Here is a 25,274-nt window from a genome sequence, read left to right as displayed (position 1 = left end):
CTATCAGCATTATTATAGAATAGAAGATTGACATTTTTTGACAGAAAAGCTTGCACAACTATGAAAAAATCTGAACGACTTAATCAAGAACTACTATACTTAACCGATAAAAAGATCTTTCATTTAAAAGAACTAGAAGAAAAATTTGCAATTTCTGAGCGAACAGCTTTGCGAGATATTACCGATCTAGAGCAGTTAGGCTTAGCTTTTTATAGTGAAACTGGGCGTAGTGGTGGTTATCACATTACTAATAGTAAGTTACTATTGCCCATCCGTTTTAATACGCAAGAGATCAACGCTATCTTTTTCGCTTTACAGGCAATAAAAAATCTTAGTGAAACGCCATACAGTAATGAATATCAAAAGATTCAGACTAAATTACTAAAGAATCTACCTCAAAAAGTACAAAACCAAATTAGTCTTCAAAAAGAATTTGTTCACTATATTAGTCAGCCAAGCTTGAATGAAGTACCTTTTTTTACTTTGCTACTTAAAGCTTGTCTGAATAATAGCGTGATTTTAGCGCGAAATTTTCAGTTTATTAAAGAAGAACAAAAATTGCAGTTGCTTGATATATTCTATCAAGCAGGGAATTGGTTTTGTCATGCTTATAATTTGGATTTAAAATGTTGGTTTGTCTTGCGGCTTGATAAATTTGAAACAGTAAAGCTACTAAATATTAAACAATCGGTGATGAATAAAGAGCAATTACTTGATAGCTTCCGGCAATATGAACGGGAGCATTATTGCATCCCTTATCAATGTCAGTTAACCAAAATCGGTGAACAAAAAGTTGAGTATAATTCATACCCAATCATGCAAATTGACCATAAGCATGGAAAAATATATCTGAATGGTAAATATAACAAGGAAGAACTACATTATTTAGTCGACTATTTGATATCTCTGGGTTCTGAAGTAAAAGTATTAAAGCCAAAAGAATTAAAGGATAGATATTTGGAAAAGTTAAATGAAATAATTCAGCAATATTAATTTGCTAATTCTGACATAGGTTGTCAGGATTAAGGAATAAAGTAAAACTGAAAGGTTTTAGGAGGTAGAATTTATGACAAAGATAATGAACGAAGATTTTTTAGACGTTTTAGAAGATAAAGGACCAGCAACGATTATTTCCATCAATGGCAATCCAGCTAGTGTGGTTAATACTTGGTCACAATATATTAATGTGGTTGCGGATGATACTATTTTGATTCCGGCTGCTGGGATGCATTCAATTGAACAAGATTTCAAGAAAGATCCTAAGCATGAATTAACGATTACGATTGGTTCTTATAATTATCAAGGAACTGCTGGTATGGGTCGCGGGTATCATATTCACGGTAGTGGTCAATTTATTAATGAAGGCGCATATTTTGATCAAATGAAAGCACAATTTGATTGGATTCGAGCAGTATTAGTGGTTAAAATTCATGATGTTGAACAGAAAATATAGTAAAAAGTTTGGAAATTAGCTCCAAACTTTTATTTTTTATGCTTTTTCACTTAAATCTTGATTATGCAAAAGTACTATAATTGAAAGAAAAGATTTAAAGGAATAATCAATGACAATAATTGAACTGAAAAACGTTGATTATCAAATGGGAAAACGAACTATTTTAAATAATCTATCTTTTGGGATAAAAAATGGTGACTTTTTAACTTTAATTGGTCCATCGGGAGCGGGAAAAAGTACAATTCTAAAATTAATTGCGAACTTAATCAGTCCCAGTTCGGGCACTATTTTTTATCATGGTAGCGATATTCAAAAATTAGACCCAATTAAGTATCGTCGACAAGTAATGTACTGCTTTCAGCAGCCGGTTCTTTTTGGCAAAACTGTTAAAGATAATTTACCTTTTCCCTATCAAATCAGAAATAAAGAAGTAGATTTAGACAGGCTAGATTCATTATTAAAGATTGTAGATTCACCAGCTGAATTTTTAAATAAAGAAATAAATTCTTTGTCAGGCGGTGAAAAACAAAGAGTTGCTTTAATTCGAAGTATTGTCTTCTTACCCAAAGTGCTATTACTTGATGAAGTTACAACGGGATTAGATGGAAAAAGTAAAGAAATAGTTCATCGTTTGATTGAATCTGTCCATCGACAAGGGACAACTATTGTACAAGTGACTCATGATCAGAGTGAAATTCAAGTAGCTAAAAATGTTTTAGAAATTAAAAGTAGGGGCTTAGTAAATGAAAAATGTAACGGTTAGCAACTTATCCTTAGTTTTAGCTTTTGCGCTAGTATTAGTATCAATTGCAATTTCCGCAAAAGAAAAGCTGGGATTAACCAAAGATATTTTAATTAGCGTAATTCGGGCAATCATGGAATTAGTGATTATCGGTTTTGTTTTAAAATTTATTTTTCATATAGATACCCTTTGGTTAACGGCTTTTTCGACCTTAATCATTATTTTTAACGCTTCTTGGAATGCCAATGAGCGGAATCCTGATTCGCATAAAAAACTGTGGAGTTCAATTATTGCGGAAGCTGTTGGGACTTATGTGACCCTAAGTTTGTTAATCGTTTCCGGTGTAATTAAGCCAATTCCCATGCAAGTAATTCCCATTACTGGGATGATTGCTGGTAATGAAATGGTGACAATTGGCCTTTGCTATAAAGCTCTTAACGAAAGTTTTCATGATTTACGTCAACAAGTTTTAGAAAAGCTAGCTTTAGGGAGCGATATCAAAATGGCTTCAATGCCAATTATACGTAGAAGTATTAAAACTGCGATGCAGCCGACAATTGATTCGGCGAAAACCGTTGGTTTAGTCAATTTGCCGGGTATGATGTCTGGTTTAATCTTCGCGGGAGTGAATCCGATTTATGCTATTAAATATCAGATTATTATTACCTTTATGTTGCTATCAGCGACTGGGTTAGGAGCAGTGATTAGTGGCTACCTAGCATATAAACAATACTTTAATGAGCAGATGCAATTAAGAGATTAGTTAATATAGTTGATCAATTGTTGGTAAGAGCTATTAAAAAGTTAGAAGAAAAGTAGGAAAATGAGCTTCACTTTTTGGTGTAAAGCTCATTTTCCTTTTTTATGATAATTTTTGATATTAAAATGATATTTTAATTATCTAAATCACGTATCACTATTAATGGAAAGAGGTGATAAAATGCAAAAAATTGCTTATTATAATTCTCCCGTTGGTCAAATTTTACTATCTAGTGATGAGCAAGGCTTAACTGGCTTGTGGCTTCGTAGTGATCGCTTTTATGCTGATAATTTAGCTAAAGATCATCAACTTGGTAAAAATAAATATTTAGATGATGCTATTAGATGGCTTGATCTCTATTTTGCAGGAAAGAATCCTAAGTTTTTACCTAAATTACATTTAATTGGAACAAATTTTCAAAATCAGGTCTGGTTAGCCTTACTAGAAATTCCTTACGGTGAAGTTACTACTTATAAAAAAATTGCAGAAAAAGTAGCTGGGCGAGCAGATCATTTACCCATTCGAGCAGTAGGGAGTGCAGTAGGTAGAAATCATATTGCTTTAATTGTACCTTGCCACCGTGTAATTGGTAGTAATGGCAATCTTACCGGTTATGGTGGTGGAATTGACAAAAAAATCCAACTTTTGCAGTTGGAAGGAATTGATATTAGTAAGTTTTCACTACCGGCTAACTATAAATGACGACTTTGTTTAAGCGGTAGTTGCGCTAGTTTAAGATTTTTCTACTTATAAAACCTTATAGCTAAGTTCTGGCAGATTATCTTTTTTAATTAGTTTTTGATATTCAGTTGCACGTGCAGTTAATTCAGTATTTGTAATATAAAGACTGCCATCGATGATAAATGGTTGAAGAATTTTCATTCGAGTCGAGGCAAATGTGGCAAATAGAGGTAATAGATATTCATTAATCGTGTGATTTTGCTTGGAGCCAAATTGATAATCAGCTAAACGAGCACCGGTACTGACTGCAATGAGCACTTCTTTATTATCGAGTGCATGGCCTTTACTGCTATAACCCCAACCATGTTCGAGGACCAAATCAAACCATTTTTTCATAAGTGGGGGAACGCTGTACCAGTACATTGGAAACTGAAAAACAATTCGGTCACTTCTTAATAGGGCATCTTGTTCTGCTTTAATGTTGATATTTTCATCTGGGTAAAGTTCATAAATATTTCTAACTTCTGTTGTCATATCTTTAATTAGCGCTTGGTTTACGCTGGACTCTTTTAAGTCGGAGTGAAATAGAAAAATTGTTGTTTTCATTTTGTTATCTCTCCTAATTCAATTTTAGTCAGTATAAAGTGTAACGTTGCGTTATAGTCAAGAGAGTAATTAAAAATAGATTTTTTAAAGTAGCATTAGGATGATAGTATTTTTAAGATTTTGAATCAAAAATTAATGGTAAAGATCTGGATATATAGACATCTTTATGTTTGTTATATTTGGTTGAGATATATGTCTAAGCATATTTTTGATATTGTTGACGGCATTCATTAAAAGTTTAAAAGATTCAAATTCAATTTAAATATTATGAAAATTCAGCTTCAAAAATATCTACATTATTGGTACTTATATGCTCAATAACTGCAAAACAAACGTTTTCAACAGAAGAGGACTCTGCCCAAATTTGATGCCACATTTTGGCCACTTCTTTTCCTCGAAAGCCGAAAGCGCCGGCGCCCCAAGCTCCTAGGATTAAATTATTTACGTGATTTTCTTCAGCAATTGTTTTTACAAAATACATTCTATTTTGTAAAACTTCGCATGCTGTCCTATAAGAGATATTATCAAAGTTTGCACGGTTATAACACGGTGCAGCACAGGTTATAACATCGAATTTATTTACTAATGTACCGTCTAAATTAGTAAAAACAATATTTGGACTGTATATTGCACGATTTTGGTACAGATGATGATTAATGTGTTCACGATTCCATTGATAAAAATCAGTAAAATTAGTTAATACTGAATATAAATTAGATTCATGACATAGCACTTCTTCTTGAGCTCCTGAACCATTTAAGTAACCACCTCCAGGAGTTAGATAATCTGCAAAATTTAAAATTGCTGTTTTTAAATTAGGGTAAATATTTTTCAAATTGTTTGCAGCATGGGCTGTATTTTCCTCTTTAAAAGATAAATTTGCATAATGAGTATATTTTATATGTGGTTTTTGTAAAAAATCTTTTGGACTATAAATTTTACTTTGCTTAATACTTAAATTAGTTTCATTAGTATATTTGTTTTCCATTATTTTTAAGTGGCTTTTAGCCATTGCAATGCGTTTAGCTACAATTCCCATATAGAATCTCCAAAATTAAAAAAGATATTTATTGATTTATAGATATTACTTTTAATGTCCAGCAGTAAGTTTAATTCCGATAATTGAAACAATTAATAAAATGACAAAAATCCAGGTCATCATATTCATTTGATCATGAAATAAGAATACACCAACTAGTACTGATCCAACAGCTCCAATTCCTGTCCAAACTGGATAAGCGATTCCAATTGGTAAATGTTTCGTTGCTATAATTAGCCCTGCAAAACTAGCTATCATTCCAATAATTGTTGCAATTGCCCAACCAACTTTAGTAAATCCTTGGCTCAATTTCATCGTCGTTGACTATGCAACTTCGAAAATTCCTGCAATTACTAAATAAATATAAGTCATATAAATTCCTCCAAAAGAAAAGAGCAATTGTATATCTCTTCAAAGGCCTAATGAGATATATTTGTTTACTTCCCGGCGGAAGTGTTTATTTAATTACGGTTATCTTAGCAAACTTATTATTAGAATTCTAGTTATTCAGTGAATCTCTGTTAGTTGACCAGCGACTCTTTTTTTAAAATTACAATATTATGATCCGTTATTTTAAATAAAGCAGATCATTCAATAGGAGTAACCTGATTTTTGTTACCAGAAGATTTTAATTAGTTTAAATTTTATTATAAAAGTACTAGAAGATTTTAATTAACTTAATTTGTTTGCTAAAATGAGACTAGATTTAAATTAGCTTAGTTTCTTAGTAGGTGATAAAAATGATTCCTAGACAGACTTATATCGATAAACTAAATAAATTGCGCGATAAACAGATAATTAAAGTTTTAACTGGCGTTCGTAGATCAGGTAAATCAACGATCTTGCAGTTATATCAAGATGAACTTTTAAAAGACGGTATTCAAAAAGATCAGATTCAAGTTTTGAATTTTGAAGATTTAGGACTAGCAAGCGTAAATGATTATTTAAAACTTTATCAATATATTAATGATCGGCTAGTTCCAAATAAAATGAATTATATATTCTTAGATGAAATTCAGGATATTCCTAACTTTGAAAAAGCAGTAGATAGTCTATTTATCAAGGATAACGTTGATCTTTATATCACTGGATCAAATGCTTTCATGCTTTCTGGTGAATTAGCAACATTATTAGCTGGGAGATATATTGAAATCCCGGTCTATCCATTTTCTTTTAGTGAATTTATTAATACAGTTCCTGATTTATCTAGGCAGGCTGCCTTTTTACGTTACTTAGATCGGGGTGGTTTTCCTTTTGCTACTGAATTAGATGATGAAAATACATACTTGTCTTATATTCAAGGGATAATTAACACCGTCTTAGTTAAGGATATTTTGGCAAGAATGCAGCGAGGTAACGCAACTTTATTAGAACAAATTGCGACATTTTTAACTGAAGCCAGTGGTAACTTGATTACTCCAGCTAAGATTGCAAATACTTTAACTTCTAATGGTATTAAATCAACTAATGTGACTGTTATTTCATATTTAGAAAAATTAGTAAATTCATATTTGTTTTATCGCTGTGATCGCTATGACATTGCTGGGAAGAAGTACCTTCAAATTAATAGTAAGTATTATGCTGTTGATTCTTCTTTGAGAAGAGCATTATTAGGTCAAAAGCGTCCTAATATGGGTAGTCGACTTGAAAGTATAGTTTATCTTGAATTGAAAAGACGTGGCTATGAAGTATATGTTGGCAGCCTTGGCAATAAAGAAGTCGACTTTGTAGCTATTCACGATGGTCTAAAAGAGTACTATCAAGTTAGCTTGACGGTTCAAGATGAAAAGACATATCAAAGAGAAATTGCACCATTTTTGGAAATTAAAGATAATTATCCCAAAATTCTTTTGACTCAAGATCCAGGAAGTTATGATGATAATGGTGTTAAACAAATTAACATGATTGATTGGTTGTTAAAGAGCTGATACATAAGATGTCTATATTTACATATATTTCCGTGTAAATATAGACGTTTTTTCATCTCTTGCATTTCAAAAAATCATATGCTATTATTTTGCTTACAAAAAGTAAGTAAATTTAGGAGCTGATAAAAATGAATATTGAATTAGGTATCTCATCATTTGGTGAAACTACACCATTAGGAACAACAGGAAAAGCAATTAGCCATGATCAAAGAATTAGAGATTTATTAGAAGAAATCATTCTTGCAGATAAATTGAATATTGATGCATTTGCAATCGGTGAACATCATCGCAAAGACTTTGCTGTCTCAGCACCGGAAATCATTTTAGCAGCAGCTGCTTCGAAAACTAAGCAAATCCATCTTTCAAGTGCTACTACAAATCTACCAACAATTAATCCAATTAGAGTTTACGAACAATACGCAACAATGGATGCAATTGCGCCTGGTAGAGTTGAAGTCATGGCAGGACGTGGATCATTCACTGAGGCATTTGATTTATTCGGCTATAATTTAGATAATTACGATGAATTATTTATTGAAAAGCTCAAAATGCTACTTAAAATGAATAAAGAAGAAATTCTTGATTGGCCAAAAGGGAAATTTACACCTAGAGTTGATCATAAAGAAATTTACCCGCGTACAAAAAAGCCAATTACTATTTCTGTTGCTACTGGTGGAAGCATAGAATCGACTATTCGCACTGCAGAGTTAGGTTTGCCAATTGTTTATGCGATAATTGGCGGTGATCCTTTGCGCTTTAAACCACTAATTAAGTTGTACAGAAGAGTTGCAGAAAAAGTTGGCAATGATTTAACGAAGATGCCGATTGCTGCTCATTCTTGGGATTGGTTAGATCAAGATAAAGAAAAAGCCATTAAAGATTATTTCTATCCTACTAAATTGTTAGTTGATCAAATTAGTACGGAAAGACCGCAATGGAACGGAATGACGTATGAACAATATCTTGAATCGGTCGGAGAAAATGGTGCAATTTTTGTTGGTGATAGCGAAACTGTTGCAAACAAGATTATCAAAGTAATGGAAGAGCTTGGTTTGACTCGATTCTATCTTCATTTACCGATTGCTTCAATGCCACATGAAGATGTTATGAACGCAATTAGAATTTATGGAGAAGAAGTAGTTCCTAAAGTTAAGACGTATTTTCGGGAAAAAGATGAAAAAGAACGTCTCAGATTGAAGTGGAAGAATAATAAGTAAAGCTGTGCTGTAACTAAGAACTCGTTTTGCTGAGTTACCAATGGTAGAATTATCATAATAGATAGAAATAATTGGTGAAAGCAAAGAGGATATAATTGTTGTGGATAAACTAGAGATTAGAGAATATCATGAAGCTGATTTTGATAGGTTATGTCAGATTCATGATCAAGCAAGAAAACAAGAACTAGAAGCTGCTAATTTAAGTGAGACTTTTAAGCCCTTAAAAATTGCAGCATATGAAGAAGATCTATTTTCGTATAATATTTATGTTGGACAAAAAGATAAAAAAGTTATTGGTTTTGTAGCGTTTAGTGATGATGAACTTGCTTGGCTTTACGTAGATCCAAATTTTCAAAAACAAGGAGTTGGGAGTAAATTAATAGAGTTTTCACTAAGTAAAATGAAACGACCAGTTTATTTGGAAGTATTAACGGGTAATCCAGCAAAAGAATTATATTTGCACAAGGGATTTAAGTTCTGTAAACATGAATCAGGAAAGATGCCAGGAAACGAAGATTTTAAAGTTGAAGTGGATTTATTAGCTTACAGGTAGAAAAAAGAGTTAAAGATATTTAGTAGGCACAATAAGCTACAAGAGTTACTAACTTTTGTAGCTTTTTTATATTGAAGATAAAACAAGATGATGATATTTTTTAATTAAAAGATAGGAAGAAGTGAATACCATGATTATTCGTAGAGTCATGATGGATGATTTAGAAGAAGTAGTAAATCTAGAATCTGCTGCATTTAAGATGACTAAACAGCAAACCAGAAACGATATGGTTGGACGGATTGAAAATTATCCTGATACCTTTTTAGTTGCGCAAGAGGATGGAAAAGTGATTGGTCATATTTTTGGTCCTGCTTTTAGTAAATGCTATATTGAAGATGAATTATATTTAAAAAATCATCCTAATCAAAAAAACGATCACTATCAAATGGTCTTAAGTTTGGCAGTTTTGCCTGAATATCGCAAACAAGGCGTAGCGACAAAATTAATTGAAGCATTAGCGCAAGAGGCCATAAAGCAAAATCGTCAAGCTATATCTTTAACTTGTTTACCGAAATTGATTAAATTTTATGAAAAACGTGGTTTTCATAATGAAGGCGAAACTAATGACGATATTCCAGATCCAACTGGTGTTACTAGTGTAAATATGGTAAGGACTTTATAAAATGACAGAGTTAACTGAAGAAATGTATGCAATTTTTGATCGGAATGAATTTTCTTTTAAAAAATTGAAGCAGCAATATTCTGAAGATGAATTAGCGCAAGTAAAAACAGATTTTAAAGAAGTTTGGCAGACCTGGAAAGAGGTAAACTCAAATGTCTATCAAAAATTACCACAAGATAAATTTGCTAAAGTTCATGTCGAAAGCTGGACAAATGGTTGGAACTTACGCGATCATTATTGGGCAGCTTTTCGCGTAAATACTATGGCTGATAAAAGTCCATGCATCGGCGTGATGCTTGATAAAAAACAATTACAAGTTTATTTAATGTTTCAGCATTATAAGAGTGAAAAACGTGGCGATAATCCGGAACAATATAATGAATTACTCGCGGATATTCCAACTTAGGCCAAGAATCGCAAAATTAATAATTGGTACTTATGGGATAAAAATGAGATGGAATTTGCTGATCATTTATCTTTGAGTGAATATTTAGCAGATACAAAAAAGCAAACCCTATTTAATGAAGAAGCCGTTAAAACTAGTTTCTTGCTTGGAAAGTTTGCTTTTAGAAATCAAGATCAAGTTAAGGATATGGAAGAGTTTATTTTGAACGGGATTGAGCAGTTATTGCCACTATATGAAAAGTTAGAATGCTAGATAAGTTTGTCTGAAACAAGCAACTGTGCTAATAATTAGGTAAGATTATAATTTACTATAAGTAAGCGAGTGAATTTTATGCCAATAAGAAAGCCATTAGCAGATTTAATTAGACCCAAGGATTTATCACAGTTTGTAGGACAAAAAGATTTAATTAAAGAAGGCCAACCTCTTTATCAAATTATTAAAAAACATGTGCCAATCTCACTGCTTCTCTGGGGACCACCAGGAACGGGAAAAACTAGTTTAGCTCAAATTATTGCTCGTGAATTTAACTATCAATTGGCAAATTTTAATGCTTCAATTGATAATAAAGCTAAGCTGACCCAGATCATTAATACGTATCCTTATCAATCTTTTGTTTTATTAATTGATGAGATTCATCGCATGACATCTACTTTGCAAGATTTTCTTTTACCTTACTTAGAAAGTGGCCAAATTCTTTTAATTGGTGCAACTACTGAAAATCCAATTATGTCAATTGTCCCAGCTGTGCGATCACGATGTCAGATTTTTGAATTTAAGGCTTTAAGCGACCATGATATTGAGCAAGTTTTGATACGAGCATTAAAAAAAGTCTTTAATTTTAAAGATGAAAATATTGATCAAGAAGCAATTAAGATTATTGCAATTTCTGCTGATGGCGATTTACGTGTGGCATTAAATCTTCTAGAAACTATTCATGCAGTTAATGGCGAGGACCTTTCTGTTGAAAATGTTAAGCAATTTGTTAAAGGCCAACATTTTGCCTATGACCGAAAAGCTACAAAACATTATGATTATTTAGCTGCTTATTCTGATTCGATGGCCGGTTCTGACACTGATGCTGCTTTGTATTATTTAGCAGTTTTACTTAAAAATGGCGATCTTCCTTCAGTAGTCAGACGTCTGCGTGAAATTCCTTATACATATATTGGCTTAGCTAATCCTGAGCAAGCCACACAAATTGTAATTGCAACTAATCAAGCAGAAAAAATTGGGATGCCTAAGGCAAAATATCCTTTGATGTTTGCCACCATACTGATGTGTTTATCGCCAAAATCAGGTGCTTTTGATGAAATTTGGCAAAAAATAGATGAAGACAGTGAGTATCCAAGTAAGCATCCCATGCCGCGAGGACTTCGCGATATGCATTATAAGCATTCAGAAGAAATAACTGGTGGCGGACTAATAGATAATCCATTTGCGCAGCCCTTTCAGATTGCAAAACAAAATTACATGCCTAAGGGTCTTGAAGGAAAAAGATATTATTTTGCAAAAGATAATGTTAATGAGAAAAAGCTAGAGCAACAATATTTGAAACTTCATAAATATATTTATGGTAAGGAATATGGAAAGTAGGTCATTTTAATAATTATGCTAAAATGAAGGTGAAAGAGAAAAGAAGGTAATATGATGAAAATAGATGCATTTGCACATATTTTAACACCTGATTTTTATCAGACTATGTTAAAAATTGATGCTACAATTCCGCAAAAATATCCTTTTATAAAGATAGAGACTCTAGTTGATTTAAATCAAAGAATAGCTAATTGGCCGGATAAAAATACTAAGCAGGTAATTTCATTTGCTAATATCAATTCGGAAGACTTTGTAGATGGAAAGAAAGCTAGTCAAATTGCACAAGAAGCAAATCAAGAACTGTCCACTATTGTAGCTTCTTATCTTGATTATTTTGAAGCGGGAGTAGGGATGCTAGCGTTAAATAATGTTCCTGCTTCGCTCGAAATCTTAGAGAATATTAAGGCCGATAAAAACTTAGTTGGCGCACAGATTTTTACTCGTCATTTAGGTAAAAGCATTGCTGATCCTGAATTTGAACCAATTTTATTGAAAGCAGCTGAACTGCATCTTCCTTTATGGCTACATCCCGTTTTTGATAATCGAAAGCCAGATAATAATCTAGTATTTTCTTGGGAATATGAACTATCGCAAGCGATGCTGCAATTAGTACAAAATGATATCTTTAAAAAAGCACCTAACTTGAAAATTTTAGTTCACCATGCAGGTGCTATGGTTCCCTTCTTTAGTGGTAGAATTAATCACATTTTAGATCCAGAGCATGCTGAGATGTTTAAGAATTTTTATGTTGATACGGCTATTCTAGGTAATACGCCAGCTTTACAATTAACAATAGATTATTTTGGCATTAATCATGTCTTGTTTGGAACTGATGCTCCGTTTGCAGTAATGCCATCGGGAGCTGATGAGATTGTATCTAATGCAATTGAAAATCTAGATATCTCGGATTTATATGATAAGAAAATATTTGAAACTAATTATTATCATATGCTTGAGAGACAATAAGGGAGAGAGTGAGTATTATGACTGCAAATGAAAAAATTATCGCACTAGTTAAGCCAGAATATTTAAATAAAATACCTAAGATTTTTCGTAAGCACGCAACTGAAAATACTTGTAAATTAATTGCGAGGGAGCATTCCGATTTATATAAAGCTTTTGAAGAAGAAGCTAGTGCGGAAGAAAAAGAAAAAATGAAAAAAATAGTAAACGGTATTTTCGAAGAACGAATGAAAAAACATAAAATGTTGTAAAAGCAATCTTCAGCAATTCTTACTGATGATTGCTTTTTATTATTCATAAAATAATAGCTCATATTTTTATTTGAATACACTAAGTGCTACATTAAAGATAAAAGAATAATAGGACAATTGGAGGAATGGTTATGTATAATTTTGACCAAGAACCAGAACGTCGCCACTTAGTTGACGAATCTGGATTAAATAGCTTTTTAAGTAAAATTTACGGTTATATGGCTCTTGCAGTTTTTGTATCTGCTCTGAGTGCTTACTTAACGATGACTGTATTTGCTAGACAAATGGTTTCTTTAATGATTCATCATCCATGGACGATGTGGCTTTTATTATTAATTCCGATTGTTCTAACATTTGCAATTAACTTTCAAGCTACGAGAAATCCAGTAGCAAGTTTTATTTTATTGATGATTACAGCGATTATTTATGGAGTAACTTTTGCTTTTATTGCAGGCACATATACCGGACAAGATATTGCTTCTGCTTTTGTTGCATCTGCAACCGTCTTCGTTGTAATGGCCATTTTAGGTACGGTTACTAAAAAAGATTTGAGTAGGTGGGGCTCCTATGCGTCAGCAGCATTAATTGGTTTAATTGTTGCTATGTTAATCAGCTTGTTTTTAAAGAGTTCAGCAGCTAATTACATCTTTTCATTCATTGCAGTTATTATCTTCACTGTTTTAACTGCTTGGGATGCACAAAGAATGAAGAATATCTATTTACAATTTGGTGGTGAGCTTCCTACTAATGGATTAGCTATTGTGGGAGCACTTCAGTTATATCTAGACTTTGTTAACCTATTTTTGCAATTTTTAACTATTTTTGGTTCAAATGATAATAATAATTAAAAATCTTTGTTTATAGTATTTACGATATTAGCGATATATTAATTAATAGACTAGAACTATCCTTTGAGTAGGATAACTGAAAGCTTATTGAGAGATTTATCAGTAAATAAAAGCCCATGTTTTACATGGGCTTTTTTGTTGATCAATAATTGTCTGATTGGTCTGATTTAACTAAAAATAATACGAAAAGATAAAAAATATGAAATATTAATTTTTTAATACTTTTACTATTTTATGCTAATATTATACTAAAACAAATTTTAAGGAAGTTGCACCAATGAATCTAACATATCTTAAATCCAATTTATTAATTGTCTTAAAATCAAAGAAAAACCAACTTCTTATTGTTATTCTTGTCCTATTTTTCACCTTTTCTTTATTTATAGTCGAAAATCAAAAAATAGGAGATGGAACTAAAAGCTGGGAAACTTATAGCGAATCCTTGCAGGCTAATTCTAATTATTTTGATAGTGAAATGCTAAAAAAATCTACTTATAAGAATACCTATGACAATTTAAATAAACAAGCTCAAGAATTAGCTAGTTTACAAAATAGTCAAGTATTTACCGATCCTGTGCAATATTTAAACAGCTATCGCAATTTGCTAACTACTATGCAAGCAGGCTATACGAACCACTATGCTGGAGCTAATACATTAAATGTACCATCACAATTTTTTATTAGTAAAGAATTGAATCGGATTAATTATTTAATTAAGCATAAGATTCCGATTGTAATGAATAATGAAAGTTCAGCAACATATTTAATTTATGTTTTATCATTTTTAGGTACCATTATCTTCTTTTATATTTCTTTTAAGTAAAAGTTCTATCCTTTGGATTAAAACAATGGTAGTTGAAATAGGCGTAGGGATAAATTTTTTACTAGCTTTAGTGATAATTACTTTATGTACCGCTCCAAAATACGGCTTTGGCTCATTTAATTTGAGAACGACTTTTTATATGGGAAGATTGTATTTTTTACAGCCTTTTAAATATCCAACTTTAGGAGAATATTTTGGGCAGTTTGGGATTTTTGCCATTTTAATTGTTTTTTTGTTTATTAGACTCACGATTTTATTTTCTATAATTTTTAGAAATGAATATATTGCTGAAATATTAGCAACTATGTTTGCAGTTAGTGGAAAAGTTTTCTATTTTTCTTTAGGAATGGGATATGTATATCCATTTTTACAAAATCTACCAATGACATATTTCTCTATTGGAGAAAGTTTAACTGGAAATTTAGCATATTTAATGGATTCTCCAGGATGGGGATTTGTAGCAGGACTTTATCCTCTTATTTTTGCTATTTTAATAGTTGAAATTTGTATGATAATTATTAGTCACTCAAATAGAGTTTCATTAGTAAAGGGATGAAATTAAATGCTTAAATTAAAAGATATTACCTTGTCTTTTGGTAATCATATTGTCTTAGATGATTTTAATTATAATTTTCAAAATGGAACAATTTATGGCTTAGTTGCACCAAATGGTACAGGAAAATCGACTTTGATCAATGTTATATTGAACAATCTGAAACCTCAAAAGGGATACGTAGAATATAATGAATTACAGTATAATAACGAAAAGACAACAGTTAAATTGCATCAAGAAATTTGTGCTTTTCCCGACCAAAGTGAACTTTTTTCTTTTATGACTGGGAGAGATCATTTAAAACTTTATGCTAACTTATGGCATAATGATCCGCAAAAAGTGGAAGATATTATTTCAACCTTAAAAATGGAAACTTATATTGATCGTAAAGTAGAAACATATTCACTAGGGATGAAACAACGTTTATGTTTTGCAATGGTAGTGGCTACCAATACGTCAGTCATGCTTTTAGATGAAGTAATGAATGGATTAGATCCCCAAAACGTTCAGTTAATTTCGCATGTATTGTTAAATTTACGGGCACAAGGTAAGTTAATAATTATGGCCTCACATTTGTTGCAAAATTTACAGCAATATGCAGATCAAGTTTTATTTTTAAAGAATGGTAAAATAATTGAAAATCTAAACAATAAAGCTGAAACAAAAAAATATCTAGAATTTCATGATTCAAGTTTGATTAATGATATTCTCGAAGAAAGTAATTATCAAATTCTACCCAATCAAACGATTCTTTTATCAATTGATGAATTAAGTCAAGATAAATTTGACTCAATAATTCATATACTACTTGAAAATAACATTTCATTTACTGTTGAGAAAATTTCACTAGAAGACTTATTTAACAAGTTTTATGAGTAACTTAGCCATTATTTCACTGACCAAATCAAAGATAATGAAAAATAAGCTCTATTAGTTTATTTATTGCATTTTTAGACTTAGAATGAAGGAGAATGAGTAGAAAAGGGAGGACTTAAAATGACAGAAGTTCCAACAATTACATTAAATGATGGCAATAAAATGCCTTTACTTGGTTTAGGCGTCTTCCAAATACCAGATCATGAAAAAGCAAGACAAACAGTAGAGATGGCGTTAGCAAATGGTTATCGGATGATTGATACTGCAGAAGTATATGAAAATCAAATTGCTGTAGGTGAAGCAATTGCAGAAAGTGCAGTTAATAGAGATGATATCTTCTTAACTACAAAAATTTGGGTTTCAAACATGTCATTTGAAAAAGCTACTAAAGCAATTGATCATGACTTAAAAGAATTAGGAACGGATTATTTAGACTTAGTATTACTCCACCAACCATATGGCGATACATTCGGTGCTTGGAACGCTTTGGCTGCTGCTAAGCGCGCTGGTAAAGTTCGTTCAATTGGTTTATCGAACTTTTATCCTGATCAATACATGAACTTAGAGCTTGCTCATGAAGATAAGCCAGCAATTAATCAAATTGAAATTAATCCATGGTTCCAACAAACTAACGATGTTAAATTCTTCCAAGGAAGAGATGTAGCTGTAGAAGCTTGGGCTCAATTTGCAGAAGGAAAACATGATATTTTCAATAACAAGACATTGAAAGAAATTGCTGAAGCTCACCACAAGACCACTGCTCAAGTTATTTTGCGTTGGCTTACCCAACAAGATATTGTTGTTATTCCAAAATCTGTTCATGAAAAACGTCAAAAAGAAAATCTTGATATTTTTGACTTTGAATTAACTAAGGATGAAATGGATAAGATTAAAGGATTAGATAAGGGCGAAAGTCAATTCTTTGACTACCGTGATCCAGCAGTAATTGATGATATTTTCGGCGAAAGTCTAAAGCAATTACGTGATTCAGAATAGCCAGTACTATTAATCTAATAGAAATAGATAGAAGCATTATTTATGTTTCTATCTATTTTTTATTCACTATAATTCCAATACCAAATATGATATTTTAAAGATATTAAAAAGCATAAGAAAGTAAGGTGTAAAAATGGAAGAAAATACTAAAAATATGCTAGCAGGATTACCTTATCGTCCAGACACAGAAGAATTAGGAGAAATCTCAACAAAAGCGCATCGCTTAAGCCGAGATTATAATCAAACAGCAGATGAAGATAAAGAAGTAAGAAAAGCAATTATTGATAATTTATTTCCAGACCATGGAGAAGGAGTTTACCTTCAAGGACCAATTGAAGTAGACTACGGTAAATTTACAAAATTAGGTAAAAATTTTTATGCTAACTTTAATTTGACTATTTTAGATACTTGTCCAGTTACTATTGGAGACAATGTAATGTGTGGTCCCAATACTTCATTAGTAACGCCTCTGCATCCCTTATTGCCAGAGCAAAGAAATGCTCGTCTTCAGGCAGATGGAAAGATAGCAGATATAGAATATGGCGCACCAATTAAGATTGGTGACAATTGTTGGTTAGCAAGTAACGTAACAGTTTGCCCTGGAGTAACTATCGGAAACAATTGCGTTATTGGAGCTGGCAGTGTAGTTACTAAAGATATTCCAGATAATTCTTTAGTTCTAGGTGTTCCTGGAAGAGTAGTAAGAAAAATAACCAATAAAGATCGTTTAGATAATTATCCATATTAATAATTTGCTATAATTTTATCTTGCGAACATTTGTTTGAATAAAGTATAATAATTATGAAAAAAGACTGTTCAAGGATTAACCTTAACAGTCTTTTGTTCTGATTATTTATTTTTAGCATTCTTTTTTAGTAAGCCATGAGACTTCTTGTACCAATACCATAGTCCAAAAGGAACAATGTTTTCTTGATGGTTAATCAAACGCTTAATGTTAGAACGGTGTCTTACAAAAAGTAAAATCATCATAATCCCAGTAATGGTCGTGAGGAAAATATCATGAAACCAAAAAGAACAGATAAAAATTATTACTATTGAGATTAAGCTAGATAAGCTTACATAAGAAGTAATAAACAGCATTGGTAAAAATACTACAGCACAAAGTCCAAAGAATTTTAAACTATAGCCTAGAAATACTCCTGCACTAGTGGCTACCGCTTTTCCTCCCTTAAACTTTAGGAAGATTGAGAATGTATGACCTAAAATAGCACAGGCTCCGGCAACTAGTAATAAATATTTTGGACCCTTTAAATGGAAAATTAATGGCAAGTCAGTAGCAAGTGTTCCTTTTAATACGTCAATAATTAAAACTACACTACCAGCTATTGGTCCCATTACTCTAAATGAATTAGTAGTTCCAATGTTTCCTGATCCGAAATTTCTTATATCTTCATGAAAAAATATTTTTCCCATTAACACACCTGTAGGAAAGGACCCTATTAAGTATGCTAAAATAAAAATTAGTAAATAATTCAACGTAGACATTCACTTTTCAACCCCATTTAGAATCTAAAGCTATTTTAACAAAGATTATAATAGCTGTGGGGTTGATTTTGATCGTCTGTTAAAAATGGAGGCATTTATTTGGCTAAAACAAATAAAACTACCAGTTCATATGATGATTCTTCGATTCAGATTCTTCATGGACTAGAAGCAGTAAGAAAACGTCCAGGAATGTATATCGGTTCAACTGATCGTCATGGTTTGAATCAATTAGTTTATGAAATCGTCGATAATTCTGTTGACGAAGCAATGGCTGGTTATGGTAAAGAAATTAATGTAACTATTCATAAAGACAATTCTGTTACAGTTCAAGATTTTGGGCGTGGAATGCCAACAGGGATGCACGCATCAGGAATCCCCACTATTGAGGTTATCCTTACTGTTTTACACGCAGGTGGTAAATTTACTGAGAAAAATTATCAAACTTCAGGTGGATTACACGGCGTAGGCTCTTCTGTTGTAAATGCTTTATCCTCATATTTAAAAGTAAGAGTTGTTAGGGATGGTCAAGCATACGAAGAAGAATTTGAAAATGGTGGTCATCCAATTGGAACACTTAAGCATTTAGGCAAGACCAAAGATAAGAATGGGACAACCATTACGTTTAAACCTGATGCAACTATTTTTTCAACGACTACTTATAATTATGAAACAATTCAAGAAAGAATTCGTGAATCAGCATTTTTACTAAAGGGCGTTAAGTTTACTTTAACTGACGAACGTGATCCTGAACATCATGATGAATTTCTTTATGAAGATGGGATTAAGTCTTTTGTGTCCTACCTAAATGAAGATAAGGATACAATGGGGGATGTTTTCTACTTTTCTGGAAAACAAAATGGCATTGAAGTAGAATTTTCTGGTCAATATAATGATGGCTATTCAGAAAACTTTGTTTCATTTGTAAATAATGTTCGTACTGCTGACGGTGGTAGTCATGAGGCTGGTGCTAGAAGTGGATTTACCAAGGCTTTTAATGATTATGCTAAAAAGCAAGGACTTCTTAAGAATAAAGACAAAGGATTAGAAGGTAGCGACTATCGAGAAGGACTAAGTGCGGTTCTATCTGTTAAAATTCCTGAAGAATTACTAGAGTTTGAAGGACAGACTAAAGGTAAGCTAGGAACTCCTCAAGCTAGAAGTGTGGTAGATAGTATTGTTTATGAACAACTTTCTTACTACTTAATGGAAAACGGAGAATTTGCACAAAGTCTAGTTCAAAAAGCACAAAAAGCTAGGGATGCACGGGAAGCCGCTAAAAAAGCAAGAGATGAGAGTAGAACTGGAAAGAAGAGACGTAAGAAGGAAATCCTTTCTGGAAAATTAACTCCTGCTCAGTCACGTAATCCAAAGAAAAACGAATTATTCTTAGTCGAAGGGGACTCAGCCGGTGGTTCTGCCAAGCAAGGAAGAGATAGAAAATTCCAAGCTATCTTACCTTTACGTGGTAAAGTTTTGAATACGCAAAAAGCTAAGTTGCAGGACATCTTCAAAAATGAAGAAATTAATACTATGATTCATACAATTGGCGCTGGTGTTGGTTCAGATTTTCAAATTAAAGATGCCAATTATGACAAGATTATCATTATGACAGACGCAGATACCGATGGTGCCCATATCCAAATTTTACTTTTAACTTTCTTTTATAGATATATGCGTCCAATGGTTGAAGCAGGTCGGGTATATATTGCTCTACCTCCTTTATACAAATTACAAAAGGGTAATGGAGCAAAAGCTAAGATTAAGTATGCTTGGACTGATGAAGAATTGAGCGAAGACTCTAAAGACATGGGTAAAGGTTTTGCTCTGCAGCGTTTCAAAGGTTTGGGTGAAATGAATGCTGATCAATTGTGGGAAACAACCATGAATCCAGAAACTCGTACATTAATTAGAGTTAAGATTGACGATGCTCAACTTGCTGAAAAGCGTGTAACAACCTTAATGGGAGATAAAGTGGCTCCTAGAAGAAAATGGATTGATGAAAATGTTAAGTTCCGTATGGGTGAAGACGGCTCCATTCTAGAAACAAGTAGAGATTAAGAGGTTAGATTTTTAAATGTCAAAAACAACAGAAAGAATTAGAGAATTACCTCTTGAAGAAGTTATGGGAGAACGTTTTGGACGATATTCGAAATATATCATTCAAGAACGTGCCCTTCCTGATATTCGAGACGGTTTAAAACCGGTTCAGCGTCGTATTCTTTATGCGATGTATAAAGATAATAATACATATGACAAACCATATAAAAAAGCTGCTAAAGCTGTCGGAAATGTCATGGGTAATTTTCACCCTCATGGTGATAGTTCTATTTATGGTGCTTTAGTTCACTTGTCTCAAGATTGGAAGATGCGTGAACCATTAATTGAAATGCATGGTAATAATGGATCAATGGATGGGGATGGTCCAGCAGCTATGCGTTATACAGAATCTCGATTAAGCAAAATTTCTAATTTGCTACTTCAAGATATTGATAAAGAAACAGTTCAAATGATCTTGAATTTCGATGATACTGAATACGAACCTACTGTTTTACCAGCGCATTTTCCTAATTTATTAGTTAATGGTTCAACTGGTATTTCCGCAGGATATGCTACTGAAATTCCGCCACATAATCTGGCTGAAGTAATTGATGCAGCAGTTTATTTGTTAAAGTATCCCGATGCTACAACAGATGAGCTAATGAAGTTTGTTAAGGGACCTGATTTTCCAACAGGTGGTATCGTCTTAGGAACTAAGGGAATTAAAGAGGCCTATGAAACTGGTCGTGGAAGAATTCAAGTTAGATCTAAGACTACAATTCAAGAAATTAAAGGTCATCGTCAGCAAATCGTTGTAACTGAAGTACCTTTCGGTGTAAACAAAGCAATGATGGTTAAGAAAATTGACGAAATTCGTTTAAATAAAGAAATTGACGGTATTTCAGAAGTAAGAGATGAAACTGATCGTCACGGTCTTTCAATTGTAATTGAACTTAAAAAGGGTGCAGATAGTCAAAACATTTTAAACTATCTATTTAAAAACACCGACTTACAGGTTTCATACAATTTCAATATGGTGGCTATTGACCGTATGACCCCCGTACAAGTTGGATTAAAGCGTATCTTATCTTCTTACTTAGCACATAAGAAAGATGTTGTAACTAAGAGAACAGAATTTGATCTAAAAAAGGCTAAACAACGTCTAGAAATAGTTGAAGGCCTTATTCATGCATTAGATATCCTAGACCAAGTAATTAAGACTATTAGATCTTCTAAAGATAAAAAAGATGCTAAAAAGAATTTAATTGCTAAGTATGATTTCACTCCTAACCAAGCGGAAGCTATAGTTTCTTTACAGTTATATCGCTTAACTAATACTGATGTTAACCAACTTAAAAAGGAACAAGCAGATTTAAATAAAAAAATCGAAAAGTTCAATGAAATATTAAGTGATAACAAGGTTCTTGAAAGAGTTGTAGTTAAAGAATTAAATGCGGTAAAGAAAGAATTTGGTTCACCAAGAAGAACAGAAATCACTGCTAAAGCAGCTAAAATTGAAATTAATGAAAAAGCTCTTGTAGCTGATGAAGATGTACGAGTACTAGTAAGCAAGGACGGGTATTTGAAGCGCTCATCTCTTCGCTCATTCCAATCAACTGATGATGAAGAGAATGGATTGCCTGCTGGTGATAAGGTTGTCTTTGAAAAAACAATGTCTACTTTGGATAATCTTTATATTTTTACTAATAAAGGAAATCTAATTTATCGTCCCGTGCATGAATTAATCGAAACAAAATGGAAAGAAACAGGCCAGCACCTTTCTCAAGAAATTGGACTTGATAGTGATGAAGAAATTATTCGTGTATTTGAAGTTAATGATTTAAATGCAAGTTTGAACTTCTTGATTGCTACAAATGATGGATATATTAAACAAGTTACATTAGCTGATTTACAGCCTACGAGAACATATAAGTCTCGTGCCATTACTGCTATTAAGCTTAAGAGTAATGACAGTAAAGTTGTAAGAATTGATCAAGTTAAACCAGATAGTAAGCAAGAAATCACTTTAATTACTAACCAAGCATATGCAGTAAGATTTGATATTAATGAAATTCCTACTTCTGGTTCAAAAGCTGCAGGTGTTAGATCAGTTAATTTAAAAGTTGATGACTATATCGTAAATTATGTGCTTGCTGATTCTAAATTTGTTGATTTAATTAATATTGGGATTATTACTCAACGTGGTGCATTTAAACAGCTAAAACTTAAATTAATTAATAAAGTCACACGTGCGAAACGTGGAGTTTTAGTATTACGTGAACTTAAATCTAAACCTCATCGAATTATGGCAATTAGTAGTTATGGTGAAAATCATATTCTCAATCTAACTACGTCAAGTGATCGTCATATTGAAATTAATACTTCTGAATTTCCATTAGGGGATCGCTATTCAAATGGATCATTTGTATTAGACCCAATGACAGATGGAACACCAGTAACACTAAGTCTTGGTAGACCATTAGCAGATGGAAGAGATAAAACTGAAGAATTGTTTTAGATAACAAAACTATAAATAGTATTTTTAAGCTATTTATAGTTTTTTTGATAATACAAATAATTATAGGAAAATAGTTTGTATTTTATGTAAATATTTTCATTATGTAGATACAGGTGTTATTATAAGAAGTATAGGATGAATAGTAAGCTTTTATACAGGGCTATCAGAGAATAATTACATACATTTTAAATTATATTTATTAAATATTATTCCAAATTTATATAAGAGGCATTCAATCATGAAAACAAATACTGATGCAGTTTTATCCGCAAAATCATTACGTTATTTTCTACAATTAATTGATAGTATGAGCTATACTCAAGCTGCTCAAATATTAGGAATTACTCAGCCAGCTTTAACTCAACAAATTAAAAAACTAGAGCGAGCAGTTGGCTCACCCTTATTTGGTCAAATGGGAAAGAAATTATACTTAACTGATGCTGGACTAAAGATGGAAGAAACAGCCAAAGCATTATTTTCAACGGTAAATAATGCAGTTGATAGTATTCAGCAATATACTAAATCTGATACTGGCGCTATTTCTTTAGGTATATTATCAACTGTTGAAGCTAGAGTAATTGATCAGTTTTTAATTGAATTTAATCAAAAATATCCAGATATTACATTACATGTCGGCTTTTATAATAGAACAGAACTTTGGGACAAGCTAGATAATAATCAGCTAGATTTAGCAGTTCTTTATCTGCCAGATCACAATGCGACAGTTAAGAATATGAAACAATATATGGCTAAACAAATCTATTCTGAATCGGTTGTCTTTTTAACACATGATCCTGAAGATAAATTCGATAAGATGACTCATCATAGATGGGTAGCATATCCTAAAGACTATTATTTACCACAAATTGTTCATCGTTTCTATGCTGGTCAGTTTGTAGATGGTAAGTTGAGCACGCCAGTAACGTTTACTTCTCCTTACCAATTAATAAAATTTGCTGAACAAACAGATTATGATACTTATGTTTCAAAGAGCTTCTACAAGGCTCATCAAGCTGAAATAGCACTTTCACCGGTAAGTACCAAAGATGAAACCAATTTTGAAAGTTGCTTCATTTATCGTAAAAACAAGAGTGAAATACCTCGATTAGCTAATTTCTTGAAAGAATGGGATAAATTTATTGACGAAAGAGACTACGATAGTCGTTTAAAAAATGTTAAAGTAAGTATCTAAATTAAGAAGCATTGCTTTTGTTAAAAAGGCAATGCTTTTAATGTGAGATTGATTTGCTTAAGTGTAACATTTAATCTAAAATATTAGATAGATATAATTTTTAAAGGAGCTCAATGTAAATGGCAAAAGAGTTAATTTTCGGTCATCAAAATCCAGATACCGATGCAATCGGAACTGCAATTGCATATTCATACTTACAAAACAAATTAGGCTACGACACGGAAGCAGTTGCTTTAGGTGAAGCTAATGATGAAACTAAATATGCTTTAAATAAATTTGGTTTTACAGCACCTCGTGTAATTAAAACTGCTTCTAATGAAGTTAATGCAGTTATGCTTGTTGACCACAACGAACCACAACAAAGTGTTTCTGATATTGACAAGGTTAAAGTTACTCACGTTGTGGATCATCACCGTATTATGAATTTTAATACTGCTGATCCTTTATACTACCGTGCTGCTCCAGTTGGTTGTACTAGCACAATTATGTGGCAAATGTACAACGAAAAAGAAATTGAAATTCCTCAAGATATTGCTGGAATTATGCTATCTGCTATTATTTCAGATACTTTGCTTTTAAAGTCACCAACTACTACTGACCAAGATAAAGAAGCTGTAGAAGCTTTGGCTAACATTGCTGGAGTAGACTACAAGGAATACGGTCTTAAGATGCTCAAAGCTGGTACTAACATTGCTGATAAGTCAGAAGAAGATTTAATTGACTTAGATGCTAAGAGTTTTGAATTGAATGGTAGTAATGTTCGCGTAGCTCAAATTAACGTTGTTGATTTACCAGAAGCTCTAGAACGTAAAGATGCTTTCTTAAAGGCTATGGATACTGCTTCTAAGAGTGAAGGCTATGACATGTTTATGCTTTTGATTACAAATATTCTTGATTCAGATTCTGAAGCTTTAGTAGTTGGTAGTGATGAATCAAAAGCTAAATTTGAAAAAGCATTCAATACTAAATTATCAGATTCAGAAGTTAAATTGCCAGGTGTTGTTTCAAGAAAGAAACAAGTTGTTCCGCCTTTAACTAACGCTTTTGAAGCTTAATAGCTATTAGTTGTGTTTTTAGAGAAGACAGGTATGATCTTTCATACTTGTTTTT

Annotated in this window: 26 protein-coding genes and 1 pseudogene; 23 read left to right on the top strand and 4 right to left on the bottom strand. The window is 32.3% G+C overall.

The genetic code is table 11. From position 1 onward, the window contains the following. The first annotated feature begins 60 nt into the window (after positions 1 to 60). From FD18_RS07065 to FD18_RS07045, 5 genes are all read left to right on the top strand, one after another. Positions 61 to 993, top strand: a complete 933-nt coding sequence (locus FD18_RS07065; RefSeq protein ID WP_057719238.1) for a helix-turn-helix transcriptional regulator — start codon at positions 61 to 63, stop codon at positions 991 to 993. 73 nt (positions 994 to 1,066) lie between these two features. Beyond that, entirely contained in the window at positions 1,067 to 1,453 is a 387-nt protein-coding gene (locus FD18_RS07060) for a hypothetical protein (protein WP_003648806.1), read from the top strand. A gap of 109 nt (positions 1,454 to 1,562) precedes the next feature. Further along, the gene (locus FD18_RS07055) at positions 1,563 to 2,216 is read left to right on the top strand and encodes an ABC transporter ATP-binding protein (protein WP_057719237.1); all 654 of its coding nucleotides are present in this window, start codon (positions 1,563 to 1,565) and stop codon (positions 2,214 to 2,216) included. Beyond that, positions 2,197 to 2,958: an ABC transporter permease gene (locus FD18_RS07050; RefSeq protein ID WP_057719236.1), complete on the top strand. Its 762-nt coding sequence runs from the start codon at positions 2,197 to 2,199 to the stop codon at positions 2,956 to 2,958. Before FD18_RS07055 ends, FD18_RS07050 begins: the two co-directional genes overlap by 20 nt. A gap of 177 nt (positions 2,959 to 3,135) precedes the next feature. Further along, positions 3,136 to 3,657 carry a methylated-DNA--[protein]-cysteine S-methyltransferase gene (locus FD18_RS07045; RefSeq protein ID WP_057719235.1) on the top strand — a complete coding sequence of 174 codons (522 nt, stop codon included), beginning with the start codon at positions 3,136 to 3,138 and terminating at the stop codon, positions 3,655 to 3,657. Positions 3,658 to 3,702: 45 nt separating this feature from the next. Here FD18_RS07045 and FD18_RS07040 read toward each other — a convergent pair whose 3' ends face one another. The 3 genes from FD18_RS07040 to FD18_RS07030 all read right to left on the bottom strand — a co-directional run bounded on the left by FD18_RS07040 (position 3,703) and on the right by FD18_RS07030 (position 5,596). Further along, entirely contained in the window at positions 3,703 to 4,242 is a 540-nt protein-coding gene (locus tag FD18_RS07040; protein ID WP_057719234.1) for an NAD(P)H-dependent oxidoreductase, read from the bottom strand. A gap of 265 nt (positions 4,243 to 4,507) precedes the next feature. Beyond that, complete coding sequence (locus FD18_RS07035) at positions 4,508 to 5,281, bottom strand: TIGR02452 family protein (RefSeq protein ID WP_057719233.1); 774 nt, start codon at positions 5,279 to 5,281, stop codon at positions 4,508 to 4,510. 51 nt (positions 5,282 to 5,332) lie between these two features. Beyond that, positions 5,333 to 5,596 carry a DMT family transporter gene (locus FD18_RS07030; protein WP_094521239.1) on the bottom strand — a complete coding sequence of 88 codons (264 nt, stop codon included), beginning with the start codon at positions 5,594 to 5,596 and terminating at the stop codon, positions 5,333 to 5,335. 425 nt (positions 5,597 to 6,021) lie between these two features. Between FD18_RS07030 and FD18_RS07025 the strand changes: the two genes are divergently transcribed. From FD18_RS07025 to FD18_RS06955, 14 genes and pseudogenes are all read left to right on the top strand, one after another. Then, on the top strand, positions 6,022 to 7,209 hold the full coding sequence (locus FD18_RS07025) for an ATP-binding protein (RefSeq protein WP_057719232.1): 1,188 nt from the start codon (positions 6,022 to 6,024) through the stop codon (positions 7,207 to 7,209). Between the two features lie 128 nt (positions 7,210 to 7,337). Beyond that, positions 7,338 to 8,426, top strand: a complete 1,089-nt coding sequence (locus FD18_RS07020) for an LLM class flavin-dependent oxidoreductase (protein ID WP_057719231.1) — start codon at positions 7,338 to 7,340, stop codon at positions 8,424 to 8,426. A 100-nt stretch (positions 8,427 to 8,526) separates the two neighbouring features. Beyond that, positions 8,527 to 8,979, top strand: a complete 453-nt coding sequence (locus FD18_RS07015; RefSeq protein WP_186822401.1) for a GNAT family N-acetyltransferase — start codon at positions 8,527 to 8,529, stop codon at positions 8,977 to 8,979. A 130-nt stretch (positions 8,980 to 9,109) separates the two neighbouring features. Beyond that, a complete protein-coding gene (locus FD18_RS07010) occupies positions 9,110 to 9,601 on the top strand; it encodes a GNAT family N-acetyltransferase (protein WP_057719230.1) in 492 nt (163 codons plus the stop codon). 1 nt (position 9,602) lies between these two features. Continuing rightward, positions 9,603 to 10,259 (top strand): annotated as a pseudogene (locus tag FD18_RS09450) (HI_0552 family protein). 78 nt (positions 10,260 to 10,337) lie between these two features. Next, complete coding sequence (locus FD18_RS06995) at positions 10,338 to 11,600, top strand: replication-associated recombination protein A (protein WP_057719227.1); 1,263 nt, start codon at positions 10,338 to 10,340, stop codon at positions 11,598 to 11,600. A gap of 54 nt (positions 11,601 to 11,654) precedes the next feature. Then, positions 11,655 to 12,566: an amidohydrolase family protein gene (locus FD18_RS06990; protein ID WP_057719226.1), complete on the top strand. Its 912-nt coding sequence runs from the start codon at positions 11,655 to 11,657 to the stop codon at positions 12,564 to 12,566. 17 nt (positions 12,567 to 12,583) lie between these two features. Continuing rightward, positions 12,584 to 12,814, top strand: coding sequence for a hypothetical protein (locus FD18_RS06985; protein WP_057719225.1), 231 nt, complete (start codon positions 12,584 to 12,586; stop codon positions 12,812 to 12,814). A gap of 131 nt (positions 12,815 to 12,945) precedes the next feature. Beyond that, entirely contained in the window at positions 12,946 to 13,662 is a 717-nt protein-coding gene (locus FD18_RS06980; protein WP_057719224.1) for a Bax inhibitor-1/YccA family protein, read from the top strand. 277 nt (positions 13,663 to 13,939) lie between these two features. Next, the gene (locus tag FD18_RS10205; RefSeq protein ID WP_235499903.1) at positions 13,940 to 14,485 is read left to right on the top strand and encodes a hypothetical protein; all 546 of its coding nucleotides are present in this window, start codon (positions 13,940 to 13,942) and stop codon (positions 14,483 to 14,485) included. A gap of 25 nt (positions 14,486 to 14,510) precedes the next feature. After that, positions 14,511 to 15,041 (top strand): hypothetical protein, encoded by a 531-nt coding sequence (locus FD18_RS10200; RefSeq protein WP_235499902.1) that lies wholly within the window; start codon positions 14,511 to 14,513, stop codon positions 15,039 to 15,041. A 6-nt stretch (positions 15,042 to 15,047) separates the two neighbouring features. Further along, the gene (locus tag FD18_RS06965; protein WP_057719222.1) at positions 15,048 to 15,917 is read left to right on the top strand and encodes an ABC transporter ATP-binding protein; all 870 of its coding nucleotides are present in this window, start codon (positions 15,048 to 15,050) and stop codon (positions 15,915 to 15,917) included. Positions 15,918 to 16,034: 117 nt separating this feature from the next. Continuing rightward, on the top strand, positions 16,035 to 16,910 hold the full coding sequence (locus tag FD18_RS06960; RefSeq protein WP_057719221.1) for an aldo/keto reductase: 876 nt from the start codon (positions 16,035 to 16,037) through the stop codon (positions 16,908 to 16,910). Positions 16,911 to 17,043: 133 nt separating this feature from the next. Further along, entirely contained in the window at positions 17,044 to 17,658 is a 615-nt protein-coding gene (locus FD18_RS06955; RefSeq protein WP_057719220.1) for a sugar O-acetyltransferase, read from the top strand. A gap of 102 nt (positions 17,659 to 17,760) precedes the next feature. On the opposite strand, the gene plsY is transcribed toward FD18_RS06955, so the two are convergent. Further along, on the bottom strand, positions 17,761 to 18,417 hold the full coding sequence (plsY, locus tag FD18_RS06950) for a glycerol-3-phosphate 1-O-acyltransferase PlsY (protein ID WP_057719219.1): 657 nt from the start codon (positions 18,415 to 18,417) through the stop codon (positions 17,761 to 17,763). 99 nt (positions 18,418 to 18,516) lie between these two features. Between plsY and parE the strand changes: the two genes are divergently transcribed. The 4 genes from parE to FD18_RS06930 all read left to right on the top strand — a co-directional run bounded on the left by parE (position 18,517) and on the right by FD18_RS06930 (position 25,219). Continuing rightward, positions 18,517 to 20,475, top strand: a complete 1,959-nt coding sequence (parE, locus tag FD18_RS06945) for a DNA topoisomerase IV subunit B (protein ID WP_057719218.1) — start codon at positions 18,517 to 18,519, stop codon at positions 20,473 to 20,475. Between the two features lie 16 nt (positions 20,476 to 20,491). Then, a complete protein-coding gene (parC, locus tag FD18_RS06940) occupies positions 20,492 to 22,972 on the top strand; it encodes a DNA topoisomerase IV subunit A (RefSeq protein WP_057719217.1) in 2,481 nt (826 codons plus the stop codon). Positions 22,973 to 23,210: 238 nt separating this feature from the next. Continuing rightward, positions 23,211 to 24,164, top strand: a complete 954-nt coding sequence (locus FD18_RS06935; RefSeq protein ID WP_057719216.1) for a LysR family transcriptional regulator — start codon at positions 23,211 to 23,213, stop codon at positions 24,162 to 24,164. Between the two features lie 119 nt (positions 24,165 to 24,283). After that, positions 24,284 to 25,219 carry a manganese-dependent inorganic pyrophosphatase gene (locus tag FD18_RS06930; RefSeq protein ID WP_057719215.1) on the top strand — a complete coding sequence of 312 codons (936 nt, stop codon included), beginning with the start codon at positions 24,284 to 24,286 and terminating at the stop codon, positions 25,217 to 25,219. The last annotated feature ends 55 nt before the right edge of the window (positions 25,220 to 25,274 follow it).

The sequence above is a fragment of the Lactobacillus taiwanensis DSM 21401 genome (assembly GCF_001436695.1).
GTDB classification, from domain to species: domain Bacteria; phylum Bacillota; class Bacilli; order Lactobacillales; family Lactobacillaceae; genus Lactobacillus; species Lactobacillus taiwanensis.
This window is presented reverse-complemented; position numbering and strand designations above follow the sequence as displayed.

Bases quoted from the DNA above. Each gene is read 5' to 3' on its own strand.
- FD18_RS07065 (WP_057719238.1), top strand. From the start codon at position 61: ATGAAAAAATCTGAACGACTTAATCAAGAACTACTATACTTAACCGAT.
- FD18_RS07060 (WP_003648806.1), top strand. From the start codon at position 1,067: ATGACAAAGATAATGAACGAAGATTTTTTAGACGTTTTAGAAGATAAA.
- FD18_RS07055 (WP_057719237.1), top strand. From the start codon at position 1,563: ATGACAATAATTGAACTGAAAAACGTTGATTATCAAATGGGAAAACGA.
- FD18_RS07050 (WP_057719236.1), top strand. From the start codon at position 2,197: ATGAAAAATGTAACGGTTAGCAACTTATCCTTAGTTTTAGCTTTTGCG.
- FD18_RS07045 (WP_057719235.1), top strand. From the start codon at position 3,136: ATGCAAAAAATTGCTTATTATAATTCTCCCGTTGGTCAAATTTTACTA.
- FD18_RS07040 (WP_057719234.1), bottom strand. From the start codon at position 4,242: ATGAAAACAACAATTTTTCTATTTCACTCCGACTTAAAAGAGTCCAGC.
- FD18_RS07035 (WP_057719233.1), bottom strand. From the start codon at position 5,281: ATGGGAATTGTAGCTAAACGCATTGCAATGGCTAAAAGCCACTTAAAA.
- FD18_RS07030 (WP_094521239.1), bottom strand. From the start codon at position 5,596: ATGAAATTGAGCCAAGGATTTACTAAAGTTGGTTGGGCAATTGCAACA.
- FD18_RS07025 (WP_057719232.1), top strand. From the start codon at position 6,022: ATGATTCCTAGACAGACTTATATCGATAAACTAAATAAATTGCGCGAT.
- FD18_RS07020 (WP_057719231.1), top strand. From the start codon at position 7,338: ATGAATATTGAATTAGGTATCTCATCATTTGGTGAAACTACACCATTA.
- FD18_RS07010 (WP_057719230.1), top strand. From the start codon at position 9,110: ATGATTATTCGTAGAGTCATGATGGATGATTTAGAAGAAGTAGTAAAT.
- FD18_RS06995 (WP_057719227.1), top strand. From the start codon at position 10,338: ATGCCAATAAGAAAGCCATTAGCAGATTTAATTAGACCCAAGGATTTA.
- FD18_RS06990 (WP_057719226.1), top strand. From the start codon at position 11,655: ATGAAAATAGATGCATTTGCACATATTTTAACACCTGATTTTTATCAG.
- FD18_RS06985 (WP_057719225.1), top strand. From the start codon at position 12,584: ATGACTGCAAATGAAAAAATTATCGCACTAGTTAAGCCAGAATATTTA.
- FD18_RS06980 (WP_057719224.1), top strand. From the start codon at position 12,946: ATGTATAATTTTGACCAAGAACCAGAACGTCGCCACTTAGTTGACGAA.
- FD18_RS10205 (WP_235499903.1), top strand. From the start codon at position 13,940: ATGAATCTAACATATCTTAAATCCAATTTATTAATTGTCTTAAAATCA.
- FD18_RS10200 (WP_235499902.1), top strand. From the start codon at position 14,511: ATGGTAGTTGAAATAGGCGTAGGGATAAATTTTTTACTAGCTTTAGTG.
- FD18_RS06965 (WP_057719222.1), top strand. From the start codon at position 15,048: ATGCTTAAATTAAAAGATATTACCTTGTCTTTTGGTAATCATATTGTC.
- FD18_RS06960 (WP_057719221.1), top strand. From the start codon at position 16,035: ATGACAGAAGTTCCAACAATTACATTAAATGATGGCAATAAAATGCCT.
- FD18_RS06955 (WP_057719220.1), top strand. From the start codon at position 17,044: ATGGAAGAAAATACTAAAAATATGCTAGCAGGATTACCTTATCGTCCA.
- plsY (WP_057719219.1), bottom strand. From the start codon at position 18,417: ATGTCTACGTTGAATTATTTACTAATTTTTATTTTAGCATACTTAATA.
- parC (WP_057719217.1), top strand. From the start codon at position 20,492: ATGTCAAAAACAACAGAAAGAATTAGAGAATTACCTCTTGAAGAAGTT.
- FD18_RS06935 (WP_057719216.1), top strand. From the start codon at position 23,211: ATGAAAACAAATACTGATGCAGTTTTATCCGCAAAATCATTACGTTAT.
- FD18_RS06930 (WP_057719215.1), top strand. From the start codon at position 24,284: ATGGCAAAAGAGTTAATTTTCGGTCATCAAAATCCAGATACCGATGCA.